Raw genomic sequence first — 12,925 nt, forward strand, 5'->3', positions numbered from 1 at the left:
TAAGTTTTTTATTTAGGTAAACAATGTAATGGCAAAGAAACAAAAAATAGCCAGCTTAGAGTTTGCACGTATCATTGCAATGCTTGCGATTGTGGGTTTGCATTGCCAGATGGCACTGACGTACTGGCAGTGGGATGGGATACCATGGGTTGGCTATATGCTCAACCAACTGGCTCGTTTTGCTGTTCCGCTGTTCTTTCTCATCTCGGGTTATCTAATCCAGCCGAAGTTGAGTCATTCACCTATCGATACTCTTAAGAACTACGCCAAACCGTTAATGAAGGTTTGGCTCATTTGGAGCATGATCAGTTTACTGATGCCATTCCAATGGCAGACGGTCGCTGAGGCAGGGTATCTCGCCGAAAGGCAAGGTTATTGGGGGTACTTAATGTCAACCCCGATCAATTCACTCATCGAAGGCGGACTCGTTCATCTGTGGTTTATTCCGGCTCTGGTCATTGCCGTAGCGTTAATTGCCTTTCTCGTGCATATCAATATGGTGCAACTGATACTGCCAACTGCAGTATTGCTATACATATACGGGGTCTTTGCTGGCAGTTACGCGCTCATTACCGACCTGCCAGCGCCTTTCTTTACTCGTAACGGGCCTTTTTTCAGCACGTTGCTAGTTGCTCTAGGTTATTTCGCACGAGAAGCGCAGTGGCGGTGGTCGAGAAACAATACGGTTCGATGCATTATTCTTGGCATGGCACTGCATTTTGGTGAAGCTTACTGGCTGATGCAACATGACGTCGCTTTCAACTCGCACGACTTCCTATTCGGTACCGTTATCTGGGCTGTAGGTGTCTTTATGTGGCTTTTGGCTCACCCTCATTTTGGCGACATGCCTTGGGTCTTCAAACTATCTCCTAGCGTGTTAGGAATATATGTTAGCCATCTGCTTATCATAATTGTCATGATGAATGTCGCTGGATTTATCGGGCTGCAACACCTCGCGAAAGATGTGTTTATTTATCCTGCAACAATTGTTGCAACCATACTGCTTGTGAAAGCAATCGACGCTTCACCGTTGAAAAAATGGCTCCTACGCTAAATGCATTCAGCTCTAGATATAGCTAGCTTTAACTCAAAAGGGTTAGAGCTAGCCAGTTAAAAATGAGATTTCTCTCTCACTGACCAATTTTTGACTTTCTAATCCTTCAGAATTTGCTTTCACTCACAAAAAACATTGTTCATTTCCTTTAAATTGGCTCGACTATTACAACATTGCTCATTAAACGGAGGCTGTATGTGGGCAGGTCAAGGACTCGTTCCTTTTTTAGAGATTAGTCACTGGTTAACTTACGGTTTATATGCCGCTGCGGTTTTATTCGGCGCAGCAAGCATTGCGTCACTCAGAAAATAGTGGCGCACACTATCATTTCCTAACTCCTACTGTTAATTCGAGCTCTCTCACAACTAACTCATTCATTTGTGGCTAATATTTCTCCAACCAGACAAAGGAGAAATGTCTATGCCAATCTATCCAATTGTGGCTTTCTGCTGTTTGTTGTTCTCTAGCGCCACCTTTGCTGCATCAACCAATGAACTGAATCTTGTTAATTCTGGTGTCGGTTACGCGGCTCTGATTATCTTTTCGATCGCTTACATACTGGTTATGTTGGAAGAGTATCTGAAAATGAGAAAATCCAAGCCAGTGCTGCTCGCTGCAGGGTTAATTTGGATTCTGATTGGCTACACCTTTGCTCAGCACAACCAGCCTGAAATCGCCAAATCCGCACTAGAACACAACTTGTTGGAATATGCCGAGTTGCTGCTGTTTTTGCTCGTGGCGATGACTTACATCAACGCAATGGAAGAACGCAAACTCTTCGATGCCTTACAGGCGTGGATGGTTGGTAAAGGTTTTGGATTCAAAAAGTTGTTCTGGCTGACGGGGTTTCTCGCTTTTGTCATTTCACCGATTGCCGATAACTTAACTACGGCCCTTTTGATGTGCGCTGTAGTGATGAAAGTCTCTGGTGATAATCCTAAGTTCGTCAATCTTGCTTGTATCAACATTGTTATCGCAGCCAACGCTGGCGGTGCATTCAGCCCATTTGGGGATATTACAACCCTGATGGTGTGGCAAGCTGGTCATGTCAGCTTTGCTGAGTTCATTCCGTTGTTTGTACCGTCATTGGTGAACTACTTGGTTCCCGCGTTTTTGATGTCACTGTTTGTTCCAAACACAAAACCGAATACGATTCACCAACACGTTGAGCTAAAACGCGGGGCAAGGCGTATTGTCGCATTATTCATTCTGACTATTGCCACTGCGGTCTCTTTCCACGCCTTGCTGCACTTCCCACCCGTTATGGGCATGATGATGGGCTTGGCGTACTTACAGTTTTTCGGATATTTTTTGCGTCAAACTCTTAAACACTCACTCGCAAAAAAAGCAGCTATGGCAATTGCCAATGGCGATGATCAGGCATTGAAGCGCTTAGGCTCAGTGGTTCCGTTTGATGTGTTTCATCGTGTGTCTCGAGCCGAATGGGACACCTTGTTGTTCTTCTACGGTGTTGTGATGTGTGTTGGCGGTTTAAGTTTACTTGGCTACCTCGAACTGGTTTCAAACGTCATGTACACGCAATGGAACCCAGTCTGGGCAAACGTGATGGTTGGTGTCCTATCTGCAATCGTTGATAACATTCCGGTTATGTTTGCTGTACTGACCATGGAACCAAGCATGTCGATGGGCAACTGGCTACTGGTCACATTAACCGCAGGTGTCGGGGGCAGTTTGCTTTCCATTGGCTCCGCGGCAGGCGTCGCTTTAATGGGAGCTGCGCGTGGACAATACACCTTCTTTGGCCACCTAAAGTGGGCTCCCGTCATCGCCTTGGGTTATGCCGCCAGTATTGCGGTACACTTGTGGATGAATAGCGGCTTATTTACTTAAAAGCACCGATAATCAGGCACTTAAATCGCAATATAACCTAGCGGTCAGATGGATGGTTAACGCCATCCATCACTTCAATCGCTCCCAACTCATATGGGTTGACGCCCTCTAAGCAGCCGACATTATAGCCATACTCACTCGGGTCAGAACGACGCTGATGGTGCGTATAAATACCGCACTCGCCACAGAAAAAGTGCTTCGCAGTGTGTGTATTAAATTGATACTGCTTCAAGACGTCTTCGCCTTGCACAATACGAATACCGTTCAAAGGTACAGACGCGACAATCGCGCCACGACGTCGACACATAGAACAGTCACACCGTCTCGGCTTCTCAATACCATTGGGTAACGCCAGTTCCAGCTCAACTTTTCCACAGTGACAACTCAGTCGATGTAATGTGCTGATTTGGGTGTTGCCAACTTTCTTAATCATAACTTTTCCTTGTTGTTTTTCTATCTGTGTACATTATGTTAAACAGGTTAATATCATCATAATCTCGTCCAAAAACTCGACATCCATCACTTTTCGCGACATTTTATTGGCCGATTTGTTAGTTGCTATTTTGGCGACTGTCTATCGCGTCCGTGAGACGTGTTATCTCCGGCGCGGTTTTTAAACCAAGGAAATTAATTTATGGACAAAGATCATAGCCTAAGAGAGAACCTCTTGGCTCTGACGCTCGGCAGTGCGTTGGTGTCACTTGGGGTGATATTTTTTAGCAAAGTAGGATTGCTCACTGGCGGTACGGCTGGTTTGGCGATCTTCCTAACCAAAGTGAGTGACTTCAGTTTTGGTCAGATATTTTTCGCTCTTAACCTCCCTTTTTATATTTTATCTGTGATGCGCATGGGTTGGCGCTTCACTATCAATACCTTTATTGCGGTTTCGATTGTCTCTTTTGCGGTCGATCATCTGCATCATGTGATTGAGATTTCACGAATCGAACCTTTCTATGCGGCACTTTTGGGTGGTGGGCTGATTGGAATCGGTATGTTGGTAATTTTCCGTCACAAAATGAGTTTGGGTGGCTTTAACATTCTAGCGTTGTACCTTCAGGAACGTTTTGGAGTTCGAGCGGGTAAAGTTCAAATGGCGTTAGATTGTGCCATCGTGGTGATGTCACTGTTCATTGTAGATGTGCACCTTATCGCTCTATCTGTTCTAGGTGCCATCGCAACGAACTTGATTTTGGCGATGAACCATAAACCAGGACGATACCAAGCAAAAGCGCAAGCAGCATAATCATCGCTGCATAGTCAACAACCCTAAAGCCCCCAGCCAGTCGCTCGGGGCTTTTTTCATTCAACGCTAAGATCACGTCAACGAGCTCGTTTTGCAGTGCAGCTGCATCTCTTCATCCAATTTAGCTTTATATTTCTGGCTAAGATGGAAGTGTACTTGCATCAATAAGTCATGTGCGTGGAACAGCTCAAACGCGTCGCTACCATTTTGCTGACAAATAGCCTCACAGCGCTCAGCATGCACTTTGGCTTCTTGCGGTTTATCTGCTTTAAGCAAGCTCATCGCTAAGCGATACTCTGCGCGCTCTTCTTGCATCCAACCCCCTGCCACTTTCCAATAGTCTAGCGCGAGTGTCGCTGCTTCTAACATCTTCGATTTTTCCATGCACGTGCGCTCAGCCAGCGCTTCGTACTGACATGCTAAGTTGTTTGCAGTGATCGCGATAGCGCGCGCTAATGGCCCTTCTGCATCGTTCGGCGTCATTCCTAACGCTGCCTTCACCAACCATTGACTCGCCAGTTCAAGCTGAACAAGTGCAGAAAGTTCATTCGAAATCAAAGCGTAAACTCGGCGTTGTTCTTGCTCTTCCAATAATTCCATATTGTCAGTGCCATCTACGAAATAGCGCGCAACGGCAATACTGCGTTGAAATGCCAAACTCTCGGCAACCTTGCGTTCATTAAAGTGATCTAAACAAGTAAGAAACTGTTCTGGGCACTGGAGGTGCCCAATAGCGGTATGCAGCATCAATGCGAATATTCGCTCGATTTGGGTAACGTCTTCCACCTCGCTCAGAGCCGTTTCTAGCTGAGTATAAATTTGTTCGGGATTTTCCTCGTGATGCTGCCAACACTCACTCATGAAGGCATCAAAATCCGTTTTGAAAGGCATGTCCTTATTGTCCTTTTTCTATTCGTATAACGAATATGAAACTCTACACTATCGTTACCCCTGTGTAGCACGCTTAATCCCAATATGAGAATCGCCTCACTTAAAGCGGTGTACCTTGCTCCAGCGCGAGCAAACGTTGTTTGCGCTCCACTCCACCTGCATACCCAGTCAGTTTTCCGCTTTTGCCAATAACACGATGACAAGGTACCACGATAGAAATCGGATTCTTCCCGTTTGCTAACCCAACAGCACGCACAGCTTTAGGGTTACCTATCGCATTCGCGAGATCTTGATAGCTCCACGTTTCCCCATATGGAATGGTCGTTAGTGCCTGCCAAACTTGATTTTGAAAATCAGTGCCTGTCGCTGCAAGGGGCAAGTCGAATTCGTTGCGCAGACCAGCAAAGTATTCATCCAGTTGGGTGACAGCTTGGCGCAAGACCGGATGCTGCTCGTCTCGCACCCCCAGCTCACTCGGCTTAGTGGTGCATGTTTCAAACCAAATGCCAAGTAAGCCCTCAGCGTTCGATTGGATAGTCACCGTTCCTAGTGGACTCGGCATTTCGGTATAAAATGTTTTCATGATTGATTCCATAAGTGAAACGTCGCGTAGCTTCCCCAAGGGGCCGCAGTGTGCGTATTCAGTGATGGGTAACGCTGCATCGCCTTTTTCACCACTAAGTCTTTATCTAGAAAGCAATCGGGTTGAGATTGCCCTCGCAGTTGAGCATAACTGACGGTCCAAGGTCCAATGCCTTTCAAAGTTAGCCACTGCTGGGGGTCAGATTCTGAGTTGTCCTGCATAAACTGGGCGAAGCGCACTAGCGTCTCTTTACGGCTTTGCGGCATGCGCAAAAAGCTCACGTCGGAGTTCGCAATATCACTGGGAGTCGGGAAAAAACGTTTTTCTGACTCTCCGCTAAGTGTGGCCACCAATAAGTTAAGTTGACCAATCGCCGCTTTAACCGACACCTGCTGGCCTAAAATCGCTCTAACCCCTGCTTCCCATGCATTCCATACACCAGGAATACGAATACCTTTACTCGACACGAGCCCAGGCGCGACATACTCCAAATGCTGCTCAACAGTACAAATATCAGCGTCAAGATCGAACATACGACGAATGTCAGACACCAAGTTTTGCAGCTTCGTTACGTCTTCAATTTCAAACGCCAGTTCTAAGTATCCTTCACCTTTTGTCGCTTTAAACCAGGCTTTGCTGTTATCCAAAAAAACGTTGCGCTGATAACTCTCATCACTCACTAGCTCAACCCCCTCAACCGCTCGCAAACGATAGAAGTCCAACATGTGCGACCAATTCAACTCACCTCGATAAGGTAAGGCAATTCGATTGCAACCCGCACCATCAAACTCTTTACGGCGTACTTGAGAAGGCGTTAGTTTGAGAAACTTTTGAAAAGCATCGTTAAAGCGGCGCGTACTGTTAAAACCTGATGCAAACCCCACGTCGGTGACCGACATAGAGCTGGAGTGAAGCAACTGTTTGGCGAACATTAGTTGCTGATATTGCGCATACTGCTTGGGTGACATACCTAAATACTGCTCAAACAACATACGTAAGTAACGGTCAGAAATCCCAACACGCTCAGCCAACTCAGACACCGAATGGTGATGCAACTCCCCTCTATCAATTAACGAAATCGCTCGTTGAAAGGTCGTCTCGACACCTTTCCATGCCCAAGATCCAGGCGCGCTATCAGGTCGACAGCGTAAACACGGACGATACCCTGCTTGAAGGGCTTGCGTCTTATCAGCGAAATACTCAACATTTTCTTCTTTAGGCAAATTTGCCGGGCAAATCGGACGACAAAAGATTCCCGTTGTTTTTACCGCCACATAAAATCGCCCATCAAAACGACTGTCTCGCGCGACTCGCGCCTTGTGACACTGCTCGAAGGTCAGTGAGGTATGGGGGTGAATAAACATAGTGCTTTCCTTGCTCATGCCTTTTGTCATTTATTGTTCATAGGCATCGTTCAATATAGTGTTATTGTAGCTTGCTTAAGCGCCCACAATTAGCCATTTTCGGAACTCAATATTGAGATTTATTGGCATTAGCGCTTTTGTACACTAAAGTTAGATCCAGAACATCACAACAACGTCGGCTAAAGGGAATTGGCATGGACTTACATACTTGCGTAATTGTATTAAGAAACCAAAAGGTTATTACCAGTAAATCCGTAGATCATTCTATTGGAATTATCGAACGAGACTCAGATAACGAGATCTCAGAAATTCAGATTAATGCGACGGATGGACGTAATATTCGAACTTATCACTACAACAATGTAGAGGAGTCATTAGAGAGCTTAATGAACCTCTGACGGTTTTCTTTAACACACCTTTCTCCCTTGTTAAAAGCGAAAGCAATAGAGCACAGTACATGTGCTCTTTTTTTGTTTAACAGAAAAAATGTTTATCGAAAATAATGACAGACCTTGATTTAAAACAGACAATAATCTGCAAATAAACACTCGAATATAAAAATCAAGGCATTGATTTAAATAAATAAAAACCAACTATTCAATTTTTTAGAACGAGTTTATCAAAATCCTCCCGTTATTTTTATGTTCGCCTCTACCTAAACTGTTCTCAACAGCACGGGAGCACACGCTTCCCACTCATTGAAAAGAGTCAGAGGACAGAATCATGAAAGCACTATTACAGAAAATTACCACGTCAAACGCAGGTTACAGCGCACTATCACTTCGCGTTCCAATCGGCATTATCTTTATGGCGCACGGCGCACAAAAACTATTTGGCTGGTTTGGTGGCTACGGGCTAGAAGGCACAGGTCAGTGGATGGCATCTATCGGTTTAGGTCCTGGCGTGCTCATGGCGTTACTTGCGGGCAGCGCAGAGTTCTTTGGCGGCTTGTTCATTTTACTTGGTCTGCTAACTCGACCAGCAGCGGTTGCTTTGGCGTTCACGATGGTGGTAGCGATATTCTCTGTCCACTTTGAAAATGGCCTGTTCATGGCAAACAACGGTTACGAGTTTGGCTTAGCATTACTGGCAGCAAGCGTTTCTCTGGCGTTCTCTGGCGCAGGTAAAGCAGCGTTAGATAACTTTTTAAACAAAAAGCTCTCTTAAGGAGGCCTTATGATTACGGTAAGACATGCAGCAGACCGAGGTCGAGCAAACTTTGGCTGGCTTGATAGCAAACATACGTTTTCTTTTGGTAGCTACTACGATCCTCAACATATGGGCTTTTCTGAGCTGAGAGTCATTAATGACGATGTAGTCAAGCCTGGCGCGGGTTTTGATACACATGGCCACCGTGATATGGAGATCATCAGCTATGTGTTGGAAGGTGTTATCGCACACAAAGACAGTGAAGGTAACGTCAAAACACTACCTGCAGGTGAATTCCAACTCATGTCGGCAGGGAAAGGGATTTACCACAGTGAGTACAATGCGTCGAACCAAGATACGCTGCGGTTTCTACAGATTTGGATTCAACCAAACGCATTTGGAACCAAACCAGGTTATCAGCAAAAAGATTTTGGGCGCAATCCTGGGTTAACGACTATCGCAACTCCAACTGGAGAAAACGGCACGCTACTTATTAAGCAAGATGCGACTTTGCATCAGTTAATTCTTGAGCCAAGTAGCGAACTAAACTTTGAGATTGAGTCGGGCCGAAATCTATTCATCCATCAAGTGACAGGCAGCCTTAGTGTCGACAATACCACTTTGACGGCTGGCGACGGCGCGAAGATTGAACACCAAAGTAAGGTTGTTTTGCGCAATACATCAAACGAAAGCACAACAGCCCTGTTGTTTGACTTACCATAACTATCGATTCATCGAGATAAAAACAAAGCCGCCTTGATTTCTCAAGGCGGCTTTTTCGTTTTTCTGACTTTTCATTCAACGCTATTCGTCGGAAGTGCCAGAACCAATTTGCTGAAAACTGTAAGCGGTCAGTGGATCGATCTCTTTGACAATTTCTTCCACTTGCTTAATCGCGTCTACAGACGAGCTAGCTTTACGATAGCTCAAATAGATAGGGCGACACCAATCTTCTACTCCAGACACCTTGTGAAGCTGCCCATTAGCGATAAATGGCTCCACGAGAGAGATTGGTAAGTACGCGGCTCCACCCTTCTCTAAAATAAAGTCCAATGCGATACGCGCTGTTGAAGTGCGTAAATATGGAGCCGGAATCTTAGGGTGACGTTCAGAATGCTCTGAGGAGAAACGCGTCCCCCAGTCAACGTACACATATTTGTTTTCGAAAACGGTGTCTAAAGAATCTTTCTCAGTTGATACCAGAACGAGAACAACATCTGCCACTTTTTTACAGTTAAGCTCATCAGCTTTGATCTGATCGAACGCAAATGCCATATCTAACGTGCGCTCTAGCAAGCTACGACTGAGCATCTCACGTCCCATCACTTCTGCCATGAAGCCATAACCACCAAACGAATCTGTGACGACACTTAAACAATTCTGTAAATAAGCGTCCCAAATGTTTGGCGTGCCACCTAACGTTAGTTGCAGCGCTTTGCCATCTTCAAGCGATAATTCTAGCTTCGCTTGTTGCAATGTAGTGACCATTACCTCGGCATAGCTGATTAAGCGCTCACCTGCAGAGGTCAACTTTATGTTATTTCGATCACGAATAAACAATTGCGTATCGAAGTAACTTTCCAATTGTTTGATACGTGCGCTCACAGCGGCTTGGGTAATATAAAGGTTCTCAGCAGCACGTCCAAAGTGACGAACTCTTGCCAGCTCTAAAAATGTTCGAAAGACTTTTACATCCATAAACCATCTCCTGGTTAATATAAAACCAGATTAACAACTAATTAAAATCATGACGACAAAAAAGTTTTGTTTTTCTTTTGTTAGATTTAAGCCTAATTTTCGCCGTAAGTTCACTACATTCATCAATAACGGTTACAGAGGCTGTTGACATGTCTGACACTGAATTCCGTCATGGCAAAAAACGTTTTTACGATAACGTAAAATTCCCACGCGGCTTTGCAAAGTCTGGCGATTTTACTCTTTCAGAAGAGGAAATCCTAACAATTTATGGGGATACAATGCTTGGCTTAGAGTCAGGCGAATTAACACCTGAAAACAGCGAAGAGAAACACTTCATCAAGGTGTTAGAAAACCCGGGCAAAGCAAAAACAAAACTTGAGCGTACGTGGCTAAAGTACACCCAACTTGCTCGTGGTCGCAAGCGCTTCCATACGCTAAATGGTCGTAACAAGCCTGACGCCACAGAAGAATACATTGAAGAGAGTTTGGTTGAAGACGATTAATAACCAATAACCTAGTTCTCGCCTTTTTCTAGCAGTAGGCGAAAGCTCGTTTGACTTTACTGAGCGAGCAAGACAAGCTCATTTCTTCTCCTAAAGCCCAAGGGGGCATTCTCCCAAGGGCTTTTTTAATATTTGGGTGATGACCGTTTACTTGGCGAGCGTCGCAATCTTTTTCAGAAAGCTCTCTTTCAAATGCTCTTGGTCATATTCCAAGTGATAGGTGTTGTGGAAGCCAATTTTTAGCTCAACACCATTCCCTCTCAAGAAAACGTTGTACCCATCGTAGTCAGAAAACGCTTCTACACCTTCATACATTTTACCAAATTCGGTTGGCGTACCGTTGTTCATCACACATTCGTAAGCCTGTAGTACTTTGCTCGGATCTAACTCATTTTTCATACCGAATTCCTCACTGGTTTACACATTTCAATTATGGTTAAAGAATGAGCGCCATGCCATATCTAACCCATAATATTTGAAGTTCGTGTGCGATTTCGCACTCTGTAGGTTGTTAAAAAACAAGGTTAAGTGCGAAGGCAGAACTTAATTTAGATCATAAATTTTATCTATTGATTCGTCAGTTTCATAATGCAATTTCTTTGTAAAAAATCGTCTTATAAAAGCATTTAGATATAAAAATCGTCGACAAAACCAACATTGGTTAAAGAAAAAGCAAAATTTTGACCTAAAACAATAGCAGTTCGCCATTACTTATTTTATAATGCGAATTAATGTTTCAGTACATCGTCAATTCCAATAACTAGGGGCACAAAATGAGACTTATCCCGTTAACTCGAGCAGCACAAGTAGGTAAGTGGGCAGCTGCGCATATCGCTAAGCGTATCAACGACTTTAAACCTACTGCTGAGCGTCCATTCGTTCTGGGTCTACCAACTGGTGGCACTCCTCTAGCAACCTACAAAGCCCTAATCGAGCTTTACCAAGCCGGCGAAGTCAGCTTCAAAAACGTCGTGACTTTTAACATGGATGAGTACATTGGCATCCCTGCGGATCACCCAGAATCTTACCGTTCGTTCATGTACAACAACTTCTTTAATCACATTGATATTCAAGAAGAAAATATCAACCTACTGAACGGTAACACAGACGATCACGACGCAGAATGTAAGCGTTACGAAGACAAAATTAAGTCTTACGGCAAGATCAACCTGTTCATGGGCGGCGTGGGTAACGACGGTCACATCGCGTTCAACGAGCCAGCGTCATCTCTTTCTTCTCGTACTCGCATCAAGACCCTCACTGAAGACACTCGCATTGCGAACTCTCGCTTCTTTGACGGCGATATCAACCAAGTGCCTAAATACGCGCTGACTATCGGTGTTGGTACGCTTCTAGACTCAGAAGAAGTGATGATCTTGGTCACTGGTCATAACAAAGCTCAGGCACTTGAAGCAGCCGTGGAAGGTTGTGTAAACCACCTATGGACAGTTTCTGCTCTTCAACTTCACCCTAAAGCGGTGATCGTATGCGACGAACCAGCTCAACAAGAACTGAAAGTGAAGACAGTGAAGTACTTCTCTGAGCTAGAAGCAGAAAACATCAAAGGCTTTTAACCCATAGGATGGCAGCCTAGAAACACACTAAAAATACAAAACCCGTGTTGAACACGGGTTTTTTCTTATCTGAACAGCGGGCTTAAGTCGTCAATAAGCTTTAATACCAAACTGACGAAGACGCTTAGGAAGCACTTCATCCAACTTGTCTAGTTCACTCGGTTCGACTTCGATAAGATTGAAATGATGCTGCTCATAAACAGTACGAATGGTCTCACGGTCGGCCTGAGCCATCTCCCCATCGTCACTTCCCCAAAATTGCAAATAGACTTTGCCACCTGGCAAGTAAAAATCGCTAGTGACATCTTGGTCAATCGGCAACTGACGCTCATAAGCGTGCACAACACCAGCCAAGTACAGCCAGTTGTCGATGAGCAACTCCCCCTTAGAGCGCACGTAATGCCCATCTAATGTTCGGTGCTTGGCTTCAAATTTTTGGCGAAAGCTTGAGTACGATTTATCCGTAGAATGTGACTCCGCGTCTTGCCCTAAAAACTCAATGACAGACTGCTTAAGACGCTTGTTACGCAGCACCACATCGTGCCATACGACAAAGGTATTTTGTGTTTCTTTATCGGTTCTTTGCTGCCCACCAGCGCGCACACCAGCTTCTGTGACACTCCATCCCTCTTCGGATTTGGTCAACCAACCCAGTTCACTCAAAAGCTGGTTCATGCGCTTCGCATTCAATTTCAGCTTTTCACCCAGTTGTGTCGCGCTCAATGTTTTCCCTGAGCTGGGAGTCAGCTCAATATGTAAGTTGGTCGGCCAAACGATGAACTGGCCAAATTTAGGGTGATCCACATACTCACCGCCAAACTTTGCCCCTTCTTCGGTCAAAATCCACTTTTCATCTTGGCGAACGATGTAGCCTGCACGTTTGAGATCGGCAAACAGCAGCTTAGCTTCTACCTTGCGCATTTTCGCTAATGCCGACGTCGATATTTTTTCAGACATGTGGGTACCTCATGCTGCTGCAAAATTGAACACTATGTCGTCATAGTAACGCATTGAT

General features: G+C 45.0%; 15 protein-coding genes. 8 read left to right on the plus strand and 7 right to left on the minus strand.

Annotation, left to right across the window (positions count from 1 at the left end):
- Nucleotides 1-28 precede the first annotated feature (28 nt).
- Together R7093_RS05630 and nhaD are read left to right on the plus strand one after the other, a co-directional pair.
- On the plus strand, nt 29-1,054 hold the full coding sequence (locus R7093_RS05630; protein ID WP_017821037.1) for an acyltransferase: 1,026 nt from the start codon (nt 29-31) through the stop codon (nt 1,052-1,054).
- 420 nt (nt 1,055-1,474) lie between these two features.
- Complete coding sequence (gene nhaD, locus R7093_RS05635) at nt 1,475-2,905, plus strand: sodium:proton antiporter NhaD (protein WP_017633821.1); 1,431 nt, start codon at nt 1,475-1,477, stop codon at nt 2,903-2,905.
- 37 nt (nt 2,906-2,942) lie between these two features.
- Here nhaD and R7093_RS05640 read toward each other — a convergent pair whose 3' ends face one another.
- Nucleotides 2,943-3,338, minus strand: coding sequence for a GFA family protein (locus R7093_RS05640; protein ID WP_025768738.1), 396 nt, complete (start codon nt 3,336-3,338; stop codon nt 2,943-2,945).
- A 201-nt stretch (nt 3,339-3,539) separates the two neighbouring features.
- Here R7093_RS05640 and R7093_RS05645 point away from each other — a divergent pair, with 201 nt between their 5' ends.
- On the plus strand, nt 3,540-4,148 hold the full coding sequence (locus tag R7093_RS05645; RefSeq protein WP_005374427.1) for a YitT family protein: 609 nt from the start codon (nt 3,540-3,542) through the stop codon (nt 4,146-4,148).
- Between the two features lie 72 nt (nt 4,149-4,220).
- On the opposite strand, the gene R7093_RS05650 is transcribed toward R7093_RS05645, so the two are convergent.
- The 3 genes from R7093_RS05650 to R7093_RS05660 all read right to left on the minus strand — a co-directional run bounded on the left by R7093_RS05650 (nt 4,221) and on the right by R7093_RS05660 (nt 6,986).
- A complete protein-coding gene (locus tag R7093_RS05650) occupies nt 4,221-5,039 on the minus strand; it encodes a hypothetical protein (protein WP_047102491.1) in 819 nt (272 codons plus the stop codon).
- 100 nt (nt 5,040-5,139) lie between these two features.
- Nucleotides 5,140-5,622, minus strand: coding sequence for a methylated-DNA--[protein]-cysteine S-methyltransferase (locus R7093_RS05655; protein ID WP_005374431.1), 483 nt, complete (start codon nt 5,620-5,622; stop codon nt 5,140-5,142).
- Nucleotides 5,619-6,986: an AlkA N-terminal domain-containing protein gene (locus tag R7093_RS05660; protein WP_047102490.1), complete on the minus strand. Its 1,368-nt coding sequence runs from the start codon at nt 6,984-6,986 to the stop codon at nt 5,619-5,621. Before R7093_RS05660 ends, R7093_RS05655 begins: the two co-directional genes overlap by 4 nt.
- A gap of 194 nt (nt 6,987-7,180) precedes the next feature.
- On the opposite strand from R7093_RS05660, the gene R7093_RS05665 reads away from it, so the two are divergent.
- The 3 genes from R7093_RS05665 to R7093_RS05675 all read left to right on the plus strand — a co-directional run bounded on the left by R7093_RS05665 (nt 7,181) and on the right by R7093_RS05675 (nt 8,858).
- Nucleotides 7,181-7,384 (plus strand): hypothetical protein, encoded by a 204-nt coding sequence (locus tag R7093_RS05665; RefSeq protein ID WP_017633816.1) that lies wholly within the window; start codon nt 7,181-7,183, stop codon nt 7,382-7,384.
- A gap of 325 nt (nt 7,385-7,709) precedes the next feature.
- Nucleotides 7,710-8,153: a DoxX family protein gene (locus R7093_RS05670; protein WP_005374434.1), complete on the plus strand. Its 444-nt coding sequence runs from the start codon at nt 7,710-7,712 to the stop codon at nt 8,151-8,153.
- A 9-nt stretch (nt 8,154-8,162) separates the two neighbouring features.
- Complete coding sequence (locus R7093_RS05675; RefSeq protein WP_047102489.1) at nt 8,163-8,858, plus strand: pirin family protein; 696 nt, start codon at nt 8,163-8,165, stop codon at nt 8,856-8,858.
- An 81-nt stretch (nt 8,859-8,939) separates the two neighbouring features.
- Here R7093_RS05675 and R7093_RS05680 read toward each other — a convergent pair whose 3' ends face one another.
- Nucleotides 8,940-9,833: a LysR family transcriptional regulator gene (locus R7093_RS05680; RefSeq protein WP_005374436.1), complete on the minus strand. Its 894-nt coding sequence runs from the start codon at nt 9,831-9,833 to the stop codon at nt 8,940-8,942.
- A gap of 149 nt (nt 9,834-9,982) precedes the next feature.
- Here R7093_RS05680 and R7093_RS05685 point away from each other — a divergent pair, with 149 nt between their 5' ends.
- On the plus strand, nt 9,983-10,336 hold the full coding sequence (locus tag R7093_RS05685; protein ID WP_005374439.1) for a DUF413 domain-containing protein: 354 nt from the start codon (nt 9,983-9,985) through the stop codon (nt 10,334-10,336).
- Between the two features lie 147 nt (nt 10,337-10,483).
- Here R7093_RS05685 and R7093_RS05690 read toward each other — a convergent pair whose 3' ends face one another.
- Nucleotides 10,484-10,735 carry a DUF3081 domain-containing protein gene (locus R7093_RS05690; protein WP_005374440.1) on the minus strand — a complete coding sequence of 84 codons (252 nt, stop codon included), beginning with the start codon at nt 10,733-10,735 and terminating at the stop codon, nt 10,484-10,486.
- Nucleotides 10,736-11,109: 374 nt separating this feature from the next.
- Between R7093_RS05690 and nagB the strand changes: the two genes are divergently transcribed.
- On the plus strand, nt 11,110-11,910 hold the full coding sequence (nagB, locus tag R7093_RS05695; RefSeq protein WP_005374441.1) for a glucosamine-6-phosphate deaminase: 801 nt from the start codon (nt 11,110-11,112) through the stop codon (nt 11,908-11,910).
- Nucleotides 11,911-12,000: 90 nt separating this feature from the next.
- Here nagB and R7093_RS05700 read toward each other — a convergent pair whose 3' ends face one another.
- Nucleotides 12,001-12,867, minus strand: a complete 867-nt coding sequence (locus tag R7093_RS05700; RefSeq protein WP_005374442.1) for a hypothetical protein — start codon at nt 12,865-12,867, stop codon at nt 12,001-12,003.
- Nucleotides 12,868-12,925: the final 58 nt, after the last annotated feature.

The sequence above is a fragment of the Vibrio sp. 1580 genome (assembly GCF_033340055.1).

Bases quoted from the DNA above. Each gene is read 5' to 3' on its own strand.
- R7093_RS05630 (WP_017821037.1), top strand. From the start codon at position 29: ATGGCAAAGAAACAAAAAATAGCCAGCTTAGAGTTTGCACGTATCATT.
- nhaD (WP_017633821.1), top strand. From the start codon at position 1,475: ATGCCAATCTATCCAATTGTGGCTTTCTGCTGTTTGTTGTTCTCTAGC.
- R7093_RS05640 (WP_025768738.1), bottom strand. From the start codon at position 3,338: ATGATTAAGAAAGTTGGCAACACCCAAATCAGCACATTACATCGACTG.
- R7093_RS05645 (WP_005374427.1), top strand. From the start codon at position 3,540: ATGGACAAAGATCATAGCCTAAGAGAGAACCTCTTGGCTCTGACGCTC.
- R7093_RS05650 (WP_047102491.1), bottom strand. From the start codon at position 5,039: ATGCCTTTCAAAACGGATTTTGATGCCTTCATGAGTGAGTGTTGGCAG.
- R7093_RS05655 (WP_005374431.1), bottom strand. From the start codon at position 5,622: ATGAAAACATTTTATACCGAAATGCCGAGTCCACTAGGAACGGTGACT.
- R7093_RS05660 (WP_047102490.1), bottom strand. From the start codon at position 6,986: ATGTTTATTCACCCCCATACCTCACTGACCTTCGAGCAGTGTCACAAG.
- R7093_RS05665 (WP_017633816.1), top strand. From the start codon at position 7,181: ATGGACTTACATACTTGCGTAATTGTATTAAGAAACCAAAAGGTTATT.
- R7093_RS05670 (WP_005374434.1), top strand. From the start codon at position 7,710: ATGAAAGCACTATTACAGAAAATTACCACGTCAAACGCAGGTTACAGC.
- R7093_RS05675 (WP_047102489.1), top strand. From the start codon at position 8,163: ATGATTACGGTAAGACATGCAGCAGACCGAGGTCGAGCAAACTTTGGC.
- R7093_RS05680 (WP_005374436.1), bottom strand. From the start codon at position 9,833: ATGGATGTAAAAGTCTTTCGAACATTTTTAGAGCTGGCAAGAGTTCGT.
- R7093_RS05685 (WP_005374439.1), top strand. From the start codon at position 9,983: ATGTCTGACACTGAATTCCGTCATGGCAAAAAACGTTTTTACGATAAC.
- R7093_RS05690 (WP_005374440.1), bottom strand. From the start codon at position 10,735: ATGAAAAATGAGTTAGATCCGAGCAAAGTACTACAGGCTTACGAATGT.
- nagB (WP_005374441.1), top strand. From the start codon at position 11,110: ATGAGACTTATCCCGTTAACTCGAGCAGCACAAGTAGGTAAGTGGGCA.
- R7093_RS05700 (WP_005374442.1), bottom strand. From the start codon at position 12,867: ATGTCTGAAAAAATATCGACGTCGGCATTAGCGAAAATGCGCAAGGTA.